Origin of the sequence: Edaphobacter sp. (genome assembly GCF_028283685.1) — a bacterium.
Lineage (GTDB): Bacteria > Acidobacteriota > Terriglobia > Terriglobales > Acidobacteriaceae > Edaphobacter.
On record NZ_JAPWKF010000001.1, the window covers coordinates 394479 to 410900 of the forward strand.

General features: G+C 57.8%; 12 protein-coding genes and 1 pseudogene. 12 read left to right on the forward strand and 1 reads right to left on the reverse strand.

Going from position 1 to position 16422, the window contains the following annotated elements; translation table 11 throughout:
• Positions 1-7 precede the first annotated feature (7 nt).
• From PW789_RS01625 to PW789_RS01640, 4 genes are all read left to right on the forward strand, one after another.
• Positions 8-1036, forward strand: coding sequence for an ABC transporter ATP-binding protein (locus PW789_RS01625; RefSeq protein ID WP_367182462.1), 1029 nt, complete (start codon positions 8-10; stop codon positions 1034-1036).
• Between the two features lie 343 nt (positions 1037-1379).
• Positions 1380-2891: a sugar transferase gene (locus PW789_RS01630; RefSeq protein WP_299370575.1), complete on the forward strand. Its 1512-nt coding sequence runs from the start codon at positions 1380-1382 to the stop codon at positions 2889-2891.
• A 40-nt stretch (positions 2892-2931) separates the two neighbouring features.
• Positions 2932-4605, forward strand: coding sequence for an NAD+ synthase (locus tag PW789_RS01635; RefSeq protein ID WP_299370577.1), 1674 nt, complete (start codon positions 2932-2934; stop codon positions 4603-4605).
• Between the two features lie 51 nt (positions 4606-4656).
• The gene (locus PW789_RS01640) at positions 4657-5712 is read left to right on the forward strand and encodes a DsbA family protein (protein WP_299370579.1); all 1056 of its coding nucleotides are present in this window, start codon (positions 4657-4659) and stop codon (positions 5710-5712) included.
• A gap of 49 nt (positions 5713-5761) precedes the next feature.
• Here the strand turns inward: PW789_RS01640 and PW789_RS01645 are convergent, their stop codons facing one another.
• A complete protein-coding gene (locus PW789_RS01645; protein WP_299370581.1) occupies positions 5762-7069 on the reverse strand; it encodes an NCS2 family permease in 1308 nt (435 codons plus the stop codon).
• Between the two features lie 66 nt (positions 7070-7135).
• Here PW789_RS01645 and PW789_RS01650 point away from each other — a divergent pair.
• The 8 genes and pseudogenes from PW789_RS01650 to PW789_RS01685 all read left to right on the forward strand — a co-directional run.
• Positions 7136-7396: pseudogene (locus PW789_RS01650) on the forward strand (cupin domain-containing protein); the annotation flags it as partial.
• A gap of 34 nt (positions 7397-7430) precedes the next feature.
• On the forward strand, positions 7431-7643 hold the full coding sequence (locus tag PW789_RS01655) for a cupin domain-containing protein (RefSeq protein WP_299371593.1): 213 nt from the start codon (positions 7431-7433) through the stop codon (positions 7641-7643).
• Positions 7644-7756: 113 nt separating this feature from the next.
• A complete protein-coding gene (locus PW789_RS01660) occupies positions 7757-8572 on the forward strand; it encodes an amidohydrolase (RefSeq protein ID WP_299370583.1) in 816 nt (271 codons plus the stop codon).
• Between the two features lie 48 nt (positions 8573-8620).
• Entirely contained in the window at positions 8621-11113 is a 2493-nt protein-coding gene (locus PW789_RS01665; RefSeq protein WP_299370585.1) for a hypothetical protein, read from the forward strand.
• A 380-nt stretch (positions 11114-11493) separates the two neighbouring features.
• On the forward strand, positions 11494-12219 hold the full coding sequence (locus tag PW789_RS01670) for a metallophosphoesterase family protein (RefSeq protein WP_299370587.1): 726 nt from the start codon (positions 11494-11496) through the stop codon (positions 12217-12219).
• Between the two features lie 185 nt (positions 12220-12404).
• Positions 12405-12962 carry a DinB family protein gene (locus PW789_RS01675; RefSeq protein WP_299370589.1) on the forward strand — a complete coding sequence of 186 codons (558 nt, stop codon included), beginning with the start codon at positions 12405-12407 and terminating at the stop codon, positions 12960-12962.
• A 300-nt stretch (positions 12963-13262) separates the two neighbouring features.
• A complete protein-coding gene (locus tag PW789_RS01680; RefSeq protein ID WP_299370591.1) occupies positions 13263-13619 on the forward strand; it encodes a PadR family transcriptional regulator in 357 nt (118 codons plus the stop codon).
• Positions 13616-16357 (forward strand): ABC transporter permease, encoded by a 2742-nt coding sequence (locus PW789_RS01685; RefSeq protein WP_299370593.1) that lies wholly within the window; start codon positions 13616-13618, stop codon positions 16355-16357. Before PW789_RS01680 ends, PW789_RS01685 begins: the two co-directional genes overlap by 4 nt.
• The last annotated feature ends 65 nt before the right edge of the window (positions 16358-16422 follow it).

The following is a 16422-nucleotide window of genomic DNA, read 5'->3' on the forward strand; positions in this document are numbered from 1 at the left end:
CATGGCAATGAGGGAAGAGATACCAGGCGCGTCGGTCGGGCAGACGACAGAGAGCACGACCAAGAGCGCCGCAGAGATGGACAAGCGGAATGTTGTGCAATCGACTGACGCGGAAGGCTCTGCGCACATCTCCGACGACCGGGCAAAGCACATCGCAGCGGAGGATGTTCCGCTGACGGCTGAGCTGCCTGCCGAGTTGACGCCGGTGGTGGAAGATTTCATGGAGCGGGCGGCCCAGCAGAATGAGGCTGCCGCGGATGCCGTTCCTGACGTTCGCGATAAGCCTGGGTCGTATATCTCCTTCGAGCATGTGTCGAAGTCTTTCGGCAAGCTGGTTGTTCTGGAAGACGTGAGCTTCTGCGTGATGCCGGGCGAGACGCTCTGCATCCTGGGGCGGAGCGGCGTGGGGAAATCGGTGTCGCTGCAGATGTTGATGGGATTTCTCAAGCCGGACAAAGGAACGATCCGCGTGGCAGGGGACAACATTGCGGGCTATACGGAATCGGAGATGCAGATGGTTCGCCGCAAGGTGACGATGGTCTTCCAGAACGGCGCACTCTTTGATTCGATCACGGTGGGGGAGAATGTTGCGTTTCCCCTGCGCGAACGCGGCGATATGACCGAAGAGCAGATTCTGCAGGTGGTGAAGGGACTTCTGGAGATGGTGGGCGTTGCGGGTATGGAGAATCTGCTGCCATCGGATCTTTCGACGGGGATGAAGCGATCGATCGCGATTGCGCGAGCGCTGGCGGCGCAGCCGGAGGCGATTCTGTATGACGAGCCGACGACGATGGTCGATCCGTTGATGGGGCATCTGCTGGGCGATTTGATTGAGCGGCTTAAGGAGCAGCTTCATTTGACGAGCATCGTCGTCACGCACGATATGCGCTTTGCAAAAAAGCTTGCGGACCGCGTGGTGTTTTTACATGGAGGGCGGGCTCATTTCTTCGGGACGATGGAAGAAATGGAAAAAAGTGAAGACCCGATTTTGAAAGAATTTTTAGCTCTCGATGAGCTGGTGATGCCAGGTCTTTGATTTTGCAGGTGAAAGGGCGCGGGAAAAAAAACAACTCGCTCCGGATCGGCTGGCAACTCTCAGCGCACCTTTCCAATCACACTTAGGTGTTATCTCATGAGTAAATTTTGTAGTTCAATTTGGACCATTTCCAGTTGCATCCCATCCCAAGAGCCAGTTATCCTTGAGATGCGTGTAGGTGCAACTGCCTGAGAAATGGTGAGTTCGGCGCATATCCTTTCGAATCTTACCTTGGATGCATATTGAACGACTGAAAGTCTTCGGGGAAGGTCTGTATCCGTTTACAGCCGTCTTACCGACTGTTTAAACCTCAAGGTACTAGCAAGCTGAAAGGCATTCGTTCATGGCGACACCAGATTATTTACAACAGGTTATCGTCTCGGGACACAGCACCACGGGCAGGGGAAATCATTCACGAACCACATTTGGCTTCTTTCGGCGTCCTTCTGTAACAAGTTCGATATGGGCTTCGCTTGACCTGATGACGGTTCTGCTTGCGGCCCTTATTGCGCTACGGTTAAATCTCAGTGTTCCGGCAGGGTCTACGTTGTGGTCGATCATGCCTCACCACATCCAGGTGACGACGCGTGCCCTGATGTTGTTCCTCGGCTGGTTCGCGATCTGCGTCATCTTCTTCATGCGCTCGTATGGGCTTTACAGCCCGATTCAGTTGCGCAGCGGCCTTCATGAACAGCGTATGACGATTCAGGGAGTCCTGACGGCAGGCCTGCTGCTGTGTGGAGCCCTGTATCTCTTTGAAGGTGCGGCCATCTCTCGTGCCGTCGTTATGTTGACGGTGCTGTTTACCGCTGTACTGCTCTGCGTGCGACGCGCCTTCTGGCGCCGCGTGGTTTATCGCCGCTATCGTGCGGGTATCGAAACCAGGAATGTGCTGATCATCGGCGCGGGACGCGTGGCGCATGCGCTGCGCAATCATCTCGATTCGCTGGAGCACCTGGGATTTCGCTTCAAGGGATTTGTCGCTCTGACAGAGCGCGAAGCTGAGAGCGGCGATGCCGATGTGATCGGCGATGTGCGCAACTGCCTCTCGCTGGCACGTTCGCTCTTTGTCGACGAGATCTTCTTTTCTGTTCCGGGCGACAAGAAACTTGTCATCGGCATGGTGGAAGAGGCGCGGCAGGCGGGCATCGATGTGCGCGTGGTTCCTGACCTGTATGACGGCCTCGCCTGGAATGCACCGGTAGAGTACATCGGGCAGTTTCCGACGATTCCGCTGCATCGCCGTGACTTCCAGATCGGCGCCTTCCTGATCAAGCGACTGCTGGATATCGCGCTTTCGGCGCTTGCGCTGACAGTCCTTTCGCCGATCATGCTGGCGATCGCCATTGCGGTCCGGTTCGACTCCGAGGGGTCGATCTTCTACCGCGCGCAACGTGTGGGCCGGAAGGGAAGAACCTTCCATTGCTACAAGTTCCGCACGATGGTGCAGAATGCGGACAAGCTGAAGGAACAGCTGGCGCATATGAACGAGCGCGATGGCATTCTCTTCAAGATCGTGAACGATCCCCGCATTACACGGATCGGCGCACGGCTGCGCAAGTACTCGCTGGATGAGCTGCCGCAGTTTTACAACGTGCTGCGCGGCGACATGAGCCTGGTTGGACCTCGTCCTCCGATCGCCCACGAGGTAGAGAAGTACGACCTGACGCATCTGCGCCGACTGAATGTGCTGCCCGGAATCACGGGCCTGTGGCAGGTTGAAGCTCGTCAGGACCCATCGTTCGACAGCTATATTTCGCTCGATACGGCTTACGTGGAGAACTGGAGTCTCTGGCTCGACCTGAAGATTCTGGCTCGCACCGTGGGCGTGGTCTTCAGCGGAACGGGAAGCTAACCCGATTCCGTATTCCAACGGCTGGCATTAGACTGGGGATGTGAAGATAGCGCTTGCCCAGATCAACCCCACGGTGGGAGACTTCACCGGCAACACGAAGAAGATTCTCGAATATGCGGCCCGTGCAGGGGAGCAGGGTGCAGACCTGGCCGTATTTCCGGAGTTGTGTGTCTGCGGTTACCCGCCTGCTGACTTTCTTGAAAAAGAATCCTTTCTGCAGCGTGCGGACAAAGCCCTGGACGAGATTGCGGCATGGACGGCCGAGGCGGGACGTCCGGCACTGCTGGTTGGCTGTGTGCTGGCCACAGAGAACGATATCGGGAAGCAGGTGCGGAACGTCGCTGTCCTCCTGAAGGACGGACGGCGTTCTTTTACGCAGCAGAAGATGCTTCTGCCGTTCTACGACGTCTTCGACGAACAGCGCTACTTTGAGCCGGCCACCTCGCAAGCGCTGACAGAAGTGAACGGTCAGCCGATTGCGGTGACCATCTGCGAGGATGCCTGGAACGACAAAAATTTCTGGCCGCAACAGCTGTATCCCGTTGACCCAGTCGACACGCTGATGCAGAAGTGGAATGGGGAGACGACAGGCGGCGATCTGCCGAAGGTCATCGTCAATCTTTCTGCATCGCCATTCTGGCAGGGAAAGCCTGTTGTCCGCGAGAGGATGCTGGCGGCCATCGCCGAGAGACATAAGGCCTACGTGCTGATGGTGAACCAGGTCGGCGGCAATGACAGCCTGATCTTTGATGGTTCGTCGCTTCTGATCTCGCCTGAAGGAAAGGTGCTGGCGCGTGGAGCCTGCTTTGCCGAAGACCTGGTGGTGGTCGACATCACGAAGGCAGAGCCTGCGACTGCATTGGGGTGTAACGACACAGCAGAGATATGGCAAGCACTTGTCCTTGGAACGCGCGACTATGTGAGAAAGTGCGGCTTCAGCAAGGCACTCGTCGGGCTAAGCGGAGGCATCGACTCCGCGCTGGTGGCGGCAATCGCCGTGGAGGCGCTTGGAGCGGAGAACGTCGTGGGCATTGGAATGCCAACGGAGTACTCTTCGCTTGGATCGATTGACGATGCCCGCGATCTGGCGAAGAACCTCGGCATACGATTCGAACTGCTGCCGATCCACGACATCTTCTCGCAGTTTCAGCAGGTGCTGGCACCTCTATTCCAAGGGACCACGTTCGGCCTGGCGGAAGAGAATCTTCAGCCGCGTATACGCGGCACGCTGTTGATGGGACTGTCGAATAAGTTTGGCGCACTGGTACTGACGACCGGCAACAAGAGCGAGATGGCGGTGGGATACTGCACGCTGTATGGCGACATGGTGGGCGCCCTGGCGGTGATCGGCGACGTCTATAAGACGCGCGTCTACGATCTCTCGCGTTATGCCAATCGGACGAAGGAGATGATTCCACACAACACGCTGGAGAAGCCGCCCTCGGCTGAGCTGCGGCCAGGGCAGCTCGACACGGATTCGTTGCCGCCTTACGAGGTGCTCGATCCGATTCTTACGGCGTACATTGAGCGATATTTGTCCGCTGAAGAGATTGCGGCAGAGTGCAAGGCCGATCTCGAACTGGTGCGTTCGGTGCTGAAGCTGGTCGAACGCAGCGAGTACAAGCGTCAGCAGGCTGCTCCCGTGCTCAAGGTGACGCAGAAGTCCTTCGGGATGGGCCGCCGGTTTCCCATTGCCGTCAAGGTTCAGGTTTAATAACAGGAAACAATCCGTCCGGCATGAGGCGGCAGTAAAGGAAGGTTACTTTTGAAGAGAGCATTCATTTTTGCGATGGCACTGGCTCCAGTGCTGGGTGCGCCTGCATATGTTCTGGCGCAGACCGGTGCAGCGACCAAGCCAGCTCAGGCGGCACCTGCAGCGCCTGCAGCGAAGCCACTGGAGCTGCAGACCCTGGACTCGTCGCGACACACCGATCCGTTTCCGCCGGTGAATCCGAAGTTCTTTAACGCCGCAACGCCGACGGTGGATACGGTTAACTCTTTTCTGACAGCTCTCTGGGGATATGATCCGAATCGCATCTGGCGCGTTGAGGCAATTCAGACGACTTCAGCCCCGGGCGTGAGCAAGGTTGTGGTCTTTGTGACGGATAAGAACTCCACCGGCAAGGTTGCGTCGACCTCTTTCTTCGTCACACCGGACGGCAAGCATGCCATCGCAGACGCAGCGAACGTCATCAGCTTTGGCGCCAAGCCGTTTGAAGATACGCGCAAGATGCTGCAGGAACGCGCCGACGGAGCGTACCGCGGCTCAGCCAGCAAGAACCTGATGCTGGTGGAGTTTGCCGATCTGCAGTGCCCGCATTGCAAGGAGGCGCAGGCGACGATGGACCGGTTGGCACAGGACTTCCCAAATGCCCGCATCGTCTTCCAGAGCTTTCCCCTGGTGGATATTCACCCGTTTGCGTTCAAGGCTGCGGCTTATGGCTATTGTGTAACCAAGCAGAAGAATGACGCGTTCTTCCCGTATGCTTCTGCCGTATTCGATAACCAGGCATCGCTCACACCGGAGATGGGCGACAAGACGCTGAAAGATGCCGTCGTAAAGGCCGGACTCGATGCTGCGACTATCGACACCTGCGCAAATACGGTGGAGGCGAAGAATGCGGTCGAGGCCTCCATCAAGCTGGCACAGGATGCTGCCGTGGAGCAGACTCCGATGCTGTCGGTGAATGGACACCTGCTGCCGCTCAACGGAATTCCGTACGAGACACTGAAGACCGTCATCTCGTACCAGGCGGTTGAGGATGGCGTTACCACGGGAGCAACCGCTCCGCGTACGGCTCCGTCGCTGGGCGTGAGATAGACTCTTTCGCAACTCACAGAGAGGCCCCGATGCGTCGGGGCTTTTTCTTTTAGCCGTGGCGAAGATAGAAGAAGCGCAACAGGAAGAGCAGCGCCAGCAGATAGAGCATCCAGCTGGATCGCTTTGCTTTGCCGGTGAGCAGCTCGATCGCGGCGTAGCTGGTGAGGCCAAAGCTGAGGCCATCGGCGATGGACCATGTCAGCGGAATGGTTGTCACGGTGAGGAAGGCCGGGATGGCGATTGCCGGTTCTGTCCATTCGATCTGGCCGAGGCCGGTAAGCATCAGGCCACCGACCAGGATCAGGGCAGGAGAGGTGGCGAAGCTGGGTATCGCTCCGACCAGAGGCGCGAGGAATAAGGCCACGATAAACAGCAGGCCTACTACGATGGCGGTGACGCCGGTGCGTCCGCCTGCGGCGACGCCGGCTGAGGACTCGATGTAGCTGGTGACGGTGCTGGTTCCAGTGAGAGAACCGACGATGGTGGACGCAGCGTCGGCAAGGAAGATGCGGTTGAGACGAGGGATGCGATGATCGGGTGTCGTCAGACCGGCCCGGTTGGAGACGGCGACGAGCGTACCGATGTTGTCGAAGAGATCGACGAAGAGGAAGACGAAGACGATCTCAGCTGCACCGATGTGAATGGCACCGGGGATGTCGAGGTGGAATGCAGTCTGCCGGAGAGCGGACAGGCTATAGGGCGTCGGTTGCCAATGCACCTGATGCAAAGCGATGCCTGCGGCCATCGTCCCCAGTACGCCGATCAGCATCGCCGCACGTACACGTAAGACCTGCAGCACGGCGATCAGGATGAGGCCGAAGAGGGCAAGAGCCGTGGCAGGGGAGCGCAGGTTCCCGAGAGCAACGGTGGTAGCGGGACTGGGAACGATGATGCCCGCATTGCGGAATCCAATGAAGGCGATGAAGAGCCCGATGCCCCCGGCGACCGCGGCATGAAGCTGATGCGGAATAGCGCTGAGGAGAAGTTGGCGAATGCCGGTGAAGGTGAGGATCAGGAAGATGACGCCGGAGAGAAAGACGGCTCCGAGCGCGGTCTGCCAGGGAACGTGCATGCCTTTGACGACGGTGTAGGTGAAGTAGGCGTTCAATCCCATGCCGGGCGCCAAGGCAAGAGGATAGTTGGCGATGCTTCCCATGAGGATGCTGCCGAACGCCGCGCAAAGACACGTTGCCGCGGTGACGGAGGCGATGGGCATGCCGGTCTCGCTCAGGATGGCGGGGTTCACGAAGATGATGTACGCCATCGTGATGAAGGTCGTGAAGCCGGCCAGAATCTCCGTCCGCCAGTTGGTGCCTCGCTCCGCAAAACCGAAGTAGTGTTCGAGTCGTGAACGCATCCCTGTGTGGTTGGTCCGCCTGAATAGAATGAGAGAGTCAATTTCAGGATACGCGAGGGAAGAAGGATGACAGCGAACGAGGTCAAAGCGCTCCTCGGTTTGGAGCCGCATCCGCGTGAGGGCGGATGGTTTGTGCAGACGTATGCTGCGGATGAGATGCTGGCGGCAGGTGCGTTCGCCGAGAGCCGTTATCATGGCGCACGACGCACTTCGACGGCGATTTATTATCTGCTGGAACCCGGGACCTTCAGCGAAATGCATTGCCTGATCTCGGACGAGGTCTTCCACTTTTATGCGGGCGACCCGGTCGAAATGCTGCAACTGAAGCCCGATGGCAGCGGGGAGATCCTCGTCATTGGCAATGATCTGGTTCAAGGGCATAGGCCGCAGGTGGTGGTGCCGCGGAGGAGTATGGCAGGGATCGCGTCTTGTGGCAGGAGGGAACTGGGCGCTGTTAGGCTGCACGGTATCTCCGGGGTTCGAGTACGAGGACTATCAGAGTGCAGGCCGCGAGGAGTTGACGGCCCGCTGGCCGGAGTATGCGACGCAGATTGCTGCGTTGACGCATTTTTAGCCGAGGCATTTCTCATCGGCCACGCCGAATGAATACACTGGGCCATGCTTACGCGACGGGATTTCTGTGCAGCGGGAGTTGGGGCATTGGCGCTTCGTTTTGACGGAGTGCAAGTGCCGATTGACTCGCATGTTCATGTCTGGGGCAACGACAGCCGCAGTTTTCCTTTCGCGCCGGGGGCTTCGGTTCCGGAGATCGATGCCTCAGCAGAGGCGCTGCTGTCGAAGATGAGCGATAACGGCATCCAGCGTACGGTGCTGATCCAGGTGATCCATTACAAGTGGGACAATCGCTATCTTGTCGATGTGCTGCGGCGCTACCCCGGACGCTTCGCAGGCGTATGCCGGGTCGATCCGGAGGCTCCTTCCGCGCCGGACGATCTGAGCCGATGGACGGAGGCCGGATGTCATGGTGTTCGCCTGAGCCCAGCTGAAGATGCTCGCGGCGATTGGATTGGCGGCCCGTTGATGGAGCCGCTGTGGCGACGATGCGCCTCGCTGAAGGTGCCGATGACGCTGCTGCTGCCGGTCAGCAGGCTCGGGAGTGTTGTGCCTCTGATCGACAGGCATCCGGAGCTGACCGTGGTGATCGATCACATGGCGGACTGTCCCGTCGACGACCCGGGGAGTCTGGCAGCACTCATGGCGATGGCGCGCTATCCGAGAGTGTTCGTGAAGATCTCGCACATGTGGTCGCTTTCGCATCGGCCGTATCCGTACCCCGATGCCGGAGCGATGGTGGCAAAGATTCGCGATGCGTTTGGAGCCGATCGCCTGATGTGGGGGACGGACTGGCCGATCAAGCCAGAGCTTGTGTCGTATGCCGACCGCGTTCGCCTGTACCGGGACAGCGTCAACACACCGTTTCTAAATGCCGACGAGAGGCAGTGGATCTTGTCGGGAACGGTCAAGCGCGTGTGGCCGGTCTGATAAAGAGTCTGTCGCGCGGAATCTCTTCTGCCTGTACTCTGGAGGCGTATGCCCCTCTTTTCGTCTGCCTCACTCACTGGCCACCAAAGAAACAGCACGGTCTCCCAGATCTGCAAGTGGAAGCCCCGGGGAGACATTACGTTTCTGTCCGATGCCGTTACGACCGCAGCTGCACTGGCGTTTGTCTTCGCAACGGTGGGATGCCATCATGCGGGGGCTCAGAAGAGTTTCTCGACGGAGCAGAAGAACAGCAGTGGGCCGACGACGATCGTCATTGACGGCAGTGTGGCTCAGAACGAGGTGAAGCGTCTGGGCATCAATCTTCCGGCGCAGAACTACTACGACTCGGGCCAGGTGATGCGGAACCTGATCTATCGCAACCCGGGGTTCGAGGGCGAGATCTGGCAGAGCATCCTTCGCTGTAAATCGGTGACGGAGATTACCTGCACGGACTGGAACCAGTGGGGGGCGTGGCCGGCGAATTTTATGCAGGGCGCGGACTTCGAGTTCATCTCCGGTGCGGCAGCAGGGCAATCCGGCAAGGTGACGATGAGCCTTCCGGCGCAAGCGCAGATCTCAAACCAGGGGGCGACGATCGGCTTTGCTCCTTTATCGCATCCACCGGCAGTTGACGACTTCGTGATCGTGCGCAAGACAATTCCGGGAGAACCCGAGGCAGGGTGGTGGGTGAATACATCAGGCGGCGGCGTCTTTTCCGCGGAGACGAATGACCTCTCACCGTCGACGCAAGGGAAGCAGGCGTTGAGGATCTCGGCGAATGGCCCAGGGCGTTTCGCCGAGATCGATTCGTACTTCGATACCTCCGCCGACCATTCTTTTGTTCGCCTCAATGGAGCGTATCGGCTCACGTTTCGAGCCAAGGGCGTTGAAGGAAATAATGAGCTCCATCTATCTCTGGGGCGACAATCGAAGAAGGGCACAACGTTCTTCTCGAAAGAGGTCAAGCTCTCGAACAAGTGGAACGATTACAGCTTCGATTTCAATGCGAACGATTCCGGTGACGAGCCAGGAAACGTGGCGTTGAAGTTCAATATCTCCGGTGCCAGCATCCTGCTGGACGACGTCAGTCTGGCATCGACGTCGAAGGACAATCCGACGGTCTTTCGCGATGAGGTAGTCGCAACACTCAAGGATCTGCATCCCGGAGTGCTTCGCTATAACGATGAAGCCAGCATGGGCAGCACAATCGACAACCTGATCGCTCCTCCGATGGCTCGCCAGAGAGCAGGGGCAAGCACCGGCGGCAAGCAGGCAGAAGAGTTGGCAATTGGCCTGCATGAGTTTCTGCAGCTGTGCCAGGTTGTGGGTGCCGAGCCCTACTACAACATGCCACCGGGAATCTCGCCGGACGAGGCTCGCCACCTGATCGAGTACCTAGGCGGAGCTTCGACAACCCCCTATGGCGCGAAGCGTGCGGCACGCGGCCAGACGGCTCCGTGGACATCGGTGTTTCCGGTCATACACCTGGAGCTGGGAAATGAGCAGTGGAATGCTCCGATCTTTCCGGGCTCCTCCATCCCTGACGGGCCGACCTACGGTAAGCGGGCTAAGGAGATCTTTCTCGCAGCGCGAAGCTCACCGAGCTATCAGTCCGGCAAGTTTGACCTCGTTATAGGAGGACAGGCCGTCAACACGTGGCTGACAGGGCAGGAGCTCTCCAACAGCGACGGCTACGACAGTATCGCCCTGGCACCATACCTGTTTACTTTGTTTAACGACGCGGCGAGCAACGAAGCGATCTTTGGCCCGATGTTCGCTCAGCCCGAGATGGTCGACAGCACGCAGCAGGGATATATGGCACAGCAGGTGAAGGCTGCAGGCCAGGCAAAGAAGCCGGCAAAGGTTGTTGTCTATGAGGTCAATCTGCACACGACCAGAGGATCAGCAGACCAGGCGAGCTTCAACAAGGCGATTCCGTCGCTTGGAGCTGGATTGGCCCTGGTTGACCATATGCTTTTGATGATGCGCGATCTTGGCGTGAAGACGCAGTCGGTGTGGGCGCTGACCGGATACTCGAATTCCTTGAAGAACTCGGCTACGGGTCAGGATCAGACGACACCGTTGTTCGGTACAGTCGTTGACATCGGTGGGGCGACCAATCTGAGGCGGCCGCAGTTTCTTGCGGAGCAGCTTGCCAACCAGGCGATTCTGCCGACCATGCTGACGACGAAGATCAACGGAGCGAATCCGACGTGGCACCAGCCAAAGAGCGCCAATGATGACGCGGAGCTCGATGAGGCGCATCTCCTGCAATCGTTTGCATTCACGGATGGGACGCACCGCAGCTTGATCGTCTTCAACCTGAGCCGTACTGGAAGTCTACCGGTCAGCTTTTCGGGGACGGGAGCACCGAGCGGGCAAGTTGAGATGAGCCAGCTCACATCGAAGCAGATTACGGACACGAATGAGACCAGGGCCAATGTGGCGATCAGCGGTTCAACGCTGGGCAATTTCAATCCTGGGGTACCGTATGCATTGCCACCGTACTCGATGACGGTGTTTCGTTGGACAACTCATTGATTGGCGTGGGGAACTCATTACAGGCACGTGGGGATTGCCAATCTACGCCGCCGAACATCATGTTGCTGCAAAGTTGATTTGTCTCAGCGGGAACAAAGTAGAACTGTCCAAGATCAATAGTAGTCGTCGTGCGGTGGAAATGTGTGGAATCGCTGTTCCTTGGCGATTTCCACATTTCCATCCGCCACGGGCCGCGCGAAAAATCTTGCGTCAACGATGACGATTAATTCCGATATGCCGACTTGCACTATGACATATCGGTACTATTCCAGTGTCAATGAGCGCATTGGCGATAATGCTCTCACCGACGCACTCTTCGCGTGAACCAGCGCCAGCCAATAGGGTATTTTGTAGGGGATCATGGGTAATAGGGAGAGCGAATGCGAGTTGCAATCCTATCCGACATCCACGGAAACCTTACCGCATTCGACGCTGTCGTGGCGGACATCAAAACTGCGGCTCCCGATTTGGTGTTCCACGGCGGCGATCTTGCTGATGGCGGCTCCTGTCCTAGTGAAATAGTCGATCAGATTCGCGATCTGGGCTGGCAAGGGGTTATGGGGAACGGCGATCAAATGCTTTGCTGGCCGGAAAGTTTAGAGGAATTTGCCACTCAATCTTCGGCTCCTCCGGCCCTTTGGTCCTCCGTTCGGGAGATGGCCGCCGCTACTCGGGATCTTCTTGGTGCTGAACACTTGTCATGGCTACGGGAGCTTCCCTACGCAATTGCAGCGCAGGGCTTTGCGATTGTTCACGCGACACCGCAGAGTTGTTGGAAGGCTGCTCCAACAAATGCATCCAACGAAGAGATTTGTCAGATCTACAGTGGACTTGAAAGGCCGATTGTTGTTTTAGGGCACGTACACATACCATCCATCAGGTCCCTAAGCGGAACTCTGAAGCTTCTCATCAATACGGGAAGTGTCGGTCTTTCCTTCGATGGTGATCCACGAGCGTCATATCTACTCCTGGACGATGACACGCCAATCATTCGGCGAGTTGACTATAGCGTCGACAGAGAAGTGGAGCTGTTGTCCTCGAGTAAGATTCCCCACACGGATTGGACAATTCGGATGCTTCGTTCCAGTTCACCGATATTGCCCTAAGTGAAAGCAACTTGGATCTCAATGGACTGAACTGACGCCTTCAGGGCAAAGCGCTCATTGAGGGGCTCGAGCTTACTTAGAACTATTAGCCCCGAGAAATGCCCTTGTCGGGAGTTGGAAATCACTGACGACCTGCCGACCTATGAGGACCAATCCACTATCAGATAGCCTGCTAGAGTATGGGCATGCTCAGAAGGCTGACTTTCGTTGCTCTTCTTTTTGGCGCCTACACACTACAAGCCCAAAGCCATGCCGATGCGGCTGCCAACGAGGGTATCTGGCACGGATACGACGGGGAGTGGCGGTACGTTTCACGCCTTCTCGTCTCGCTCGCGGAGGCGATTCCGGCTGACAAGTACAGTTGGCGGCCGGAGCCGGGAGTGCGCTCGGTGAGCGAAGTGCTTATGCACATCGCTCAGTCGAACTACTATCTGCTGAGCGTGACCGGACCGAAGATGCCACCCGAGCTTGAGTCGAATGATGTGGAGAAAAGGATCGTGTCCAAGCCGGAGGTTATGGCCTACTTGCGGAGGTCTCTTGAGGCAGTGAAGGCAGCGCGAGTCCAACTGAAGCCTGGCGATCGACAGCGCAAGGTGAAGATATATGGAGAGGCCGTAAGCGTAGACGGAATGTACCTGCGCATCATCTGTCACGATAATGAGCACATGGGGCAACTGATTGCCTATGCTCGCATGAACGGCATCGTGCCACCCTGGTCAGCAGGTGTGGTGCTCCCGAAATAGGCTATACCCTTCACTGCGAGAGCTTATTCGACGTCTATCGGCGATCAGTCTCCGTAAACGCCCGCCCACGGAAATCAAGCGCGATCACTTCCAGCAAGCCCATTTCCCATTAGTAAGTCGACCTCGATGAGCACATTGGCGATTTGTCATCAGCCGAGGCTGCATTGAGTGCGACCTTGGGTCCAAGTTGTCGAAAGGGTGTTTTCGGAAATCTGCCCTGAAATTTTGATGATCGACTTGCTGAATTTTCGTGTGTTGCTGTAGATTGTCTACATCCTTGATGTAGAGGGTCTACAGCCTATGGCGAAGAGCGGATATCAGAACCGGATTGAGTTAGTGCAGGGAACGCTGGACATGCTGGTCTTGAAGACGCTGCAGTGGGGCGACCAGCACGGGTATGGTATCAGCCAGGCAATTCGTGCGAGTTCGAATGAGGTGCTGCAGGTGGAGACGGGGTCGCTCTATCCGGCTCTGCATCGGCTCGAACGTGCAGGCTGGGTCTCGGCGGAGTGGAAGAAAAGCGATGCGAACCAGCGCGCGAAATTCTATCGGATCACCGCGCTCGGGAAAAAGCAGCTAGCCAACGACTATGAGCGCTGGGGAAAGATGGTCGCAACAATTGAGGCGATTATGAGCGCGAAGGAGCGTGCGCTATGAGCCTGTTCGACGGACGCAAGAGAGAGTTAAGGGACGAGATTGAGGGCCATCTGCGGATGGCGACGGCGGACCGCGTGGCTGCGGGTGCGACACCTGAAGATGCGAGGAGAGAGGCTATGCGTGAGTTTGGAAATGTGCCTTTGGTTGCGGACGTGACTCGTGAGCGGTGGGGATGGGGTTGGCTGGAAAGTCTGGTACAGGATGTGCGGTTTGCGCTGCGGCAACTTTGGAAGACACCAGGGTTTACGGTAACGGCTATTTTGACACTGGCGCTGGGGATTGGGGCGAATACAGCAATTTTTACTCTGGTGCATGAGGTGCTGTTGAAGAATCTCCCCGTGGCGAATCCCAAAACATTGGTGCGCCTGGGTGACCATGAAGACTGCTGTTATTTGAATGAGGTTTCGTCTTCACGCGCCGACAGTTACTCCATCTTTCCGTATGAGACATATAAGAATCTTCGCGACCATACAGAGGAGTTTGAGCAACTGGCAGCGACACAGGGCGGCCTAGCAGATCTGACGGCGCGGAGAGCATCGGGCGATGCAGCATCTCACTCGTCCTTTGGAAGGTTTGTTTCGGGCAATTACTTCGCGACATTCGAAGTGAAATCGTATGCAGGACGCACGCTGACGCCTGCCGATGATGCGGATGGAGCAGAGCCTGTGGCGATGTTGAGCTACCGGGCATGGCAGCGGGACTATGCGGGCGACCCTTCGGTTGTGGGCAGCAGCTTCTATGTGAACACGCATCCCGTGACCATTGTTGGGATCACGCCGCCCGGATTCTATGGCGATCGAATGACCGACACTCCGCCGGACCTGTACCTTCCGATCTCCGAGGAGCCGACCCTTGGGTTCTATGGCGTGCGCAACAGCCCAGATGTGGGCTGGCTATTTCTGATTGGAAGGGTGAAGCCGGGAGTGGCGCAGGAGGCGCTCCAGGAGAAGGTCAGCGTGCTGTTGCGGCAGTCGCTTGCCCAGCTGAAGGGATTTCAAACAGTGCGTGGGCAGAAGCTGCTGGCGAAGGCGCACGTTGTACTCACTCCCGGTGGCGGGGGCATAGCGAGCATGCAGCATAACACTGCGAGCAGCCTCTATCTGTTGCTGGGACTGGCTGGGCTGGTGCTGTTGATTGCCTGCGCGAACATTGCCAACCTGGTCCTGGCGCGAGGTCTGGCGCGGCGGTCGGAAGTTTCCATACGCATGGCGCTGGGTGCGGCACGGGCACGTGTGATGCGGCAAATGATCGTCGAGAGCGTGGTCCTGGCATGTCTGGGCGGCATGGCCGGCGTGATGCTGGCGTACGCGGGGACGAAGTTGCTGATGGAGGTGATGTTCACGCACGGTTCGGAGATGCCCGTGAGCGCTCTGCCGTCACTGCCTGTGCTGGGATTTGCGTTTGCCGTGTCCGTGCTGACAGGTTTGATCTTCGGCGTCGCTCCCGCATGGATGGGGTCAAGGGAACAGCCTGCGAATGCGATGCGCGGGACGAACCGCTCGACTCGGGACAAACCTTCGCTGCTGCAACGGTCTCTGGTGGTCCTGCAGGCCGCATTGTCCGTGGTGTTGCTGATTGGCGCGGGGCTGCTGGGCAAGAGCCTGGACCGAATGCAACACCAAAACCTGGGTCTGGTGACGAACAACCGCGTGATCGTAGATGTGAGTCCATCGAAGGCTGGGTACAAGCCGGAGCGCCTTGAGGGACTTTATCAGCAGATAGAGGACAAGTTTCACGCGCTGCCGGGAGTGGAGCATGCAGGACTGACACTCTATACGCCGCTGAGTGGCTCCAACTGGAATTGGTACGTCTATGTGCAGGGTCAGCCTGCTCCGATGCCAGGAAAGGAAGTAACGACGTCGTTTGACCGGGCCAGCCCGGAGTACTTCAAGGCGATTGGGCAGCGGTTGATTCGCGGGCGCACTTTTACGTCAGCAGACACAGCGACGTCACCGAGAGTTGCCGTGGTCAACGAGGCGTTTGTGAAGAAGCTTTTCAAGCCGGGTGAAGATCCGATTGGGCAGCACTTTGGCGCGAACGATATTAAGAACGCGGGCGACTTCGAGATTGTGGGCGTCGTAGAGGACACGAGATATCAAAGCGCGCGCGACCTGCCAGATCCGATGTACTTCAGTCCGATGCTGCAGCAGTCGCCTTCACGGTCGACGAAAGACCTTGACGCATCGCTCTATGCGGGCCAGATTGTGCTGCAGATGAAGGCCACAACTCCGGGACTGGAGGCGCAGGTGCGAAAGACCCTGGCGAGCGTAGACCCTAACCTATCCGTCGACCACTATCAGATGTTCACGGAACAGATAGAGGCGAACCTGACCGGAGAGAGAATGATTGCGCACCTGACGCTGCTGTTTGGGCTGCTGGCGCTGGTCTTAGCTGCCGTGGGTCTGTATGGCGTGACCGCGTATGGCGTTCAGCGTCAGAAACAGGAGATTGGCATACGCATGGCGTTGGGTTCTACGCGTGGCGGAGTAGTCGGCATGGTGCTGCGCGGAGCGATGCTGCAGACGTTGGCTGGTTTGATCGTTGGGATTCCAGTGGCTGGGCTGTGTGTGCGTTACATCAAATCCTTTCAGTCGCAGCTCTATGAAGTAGCAAACATGGACGCCAGCGTGATTGCCGCAGTGGTTGGGACGCTGGTGGTAGCGGCTTGTCTGGCGGGATTGGTGCCGGCGCGGCGGGCGGCGTCAGTGGACCCGGCGCGTGCGCTGCGTGCGGAGTAGACGACATAGTCGAGACATGTCGCCGAACGACGCCACCAGTCCCTGTCCACTATCTCTCAAGTGAG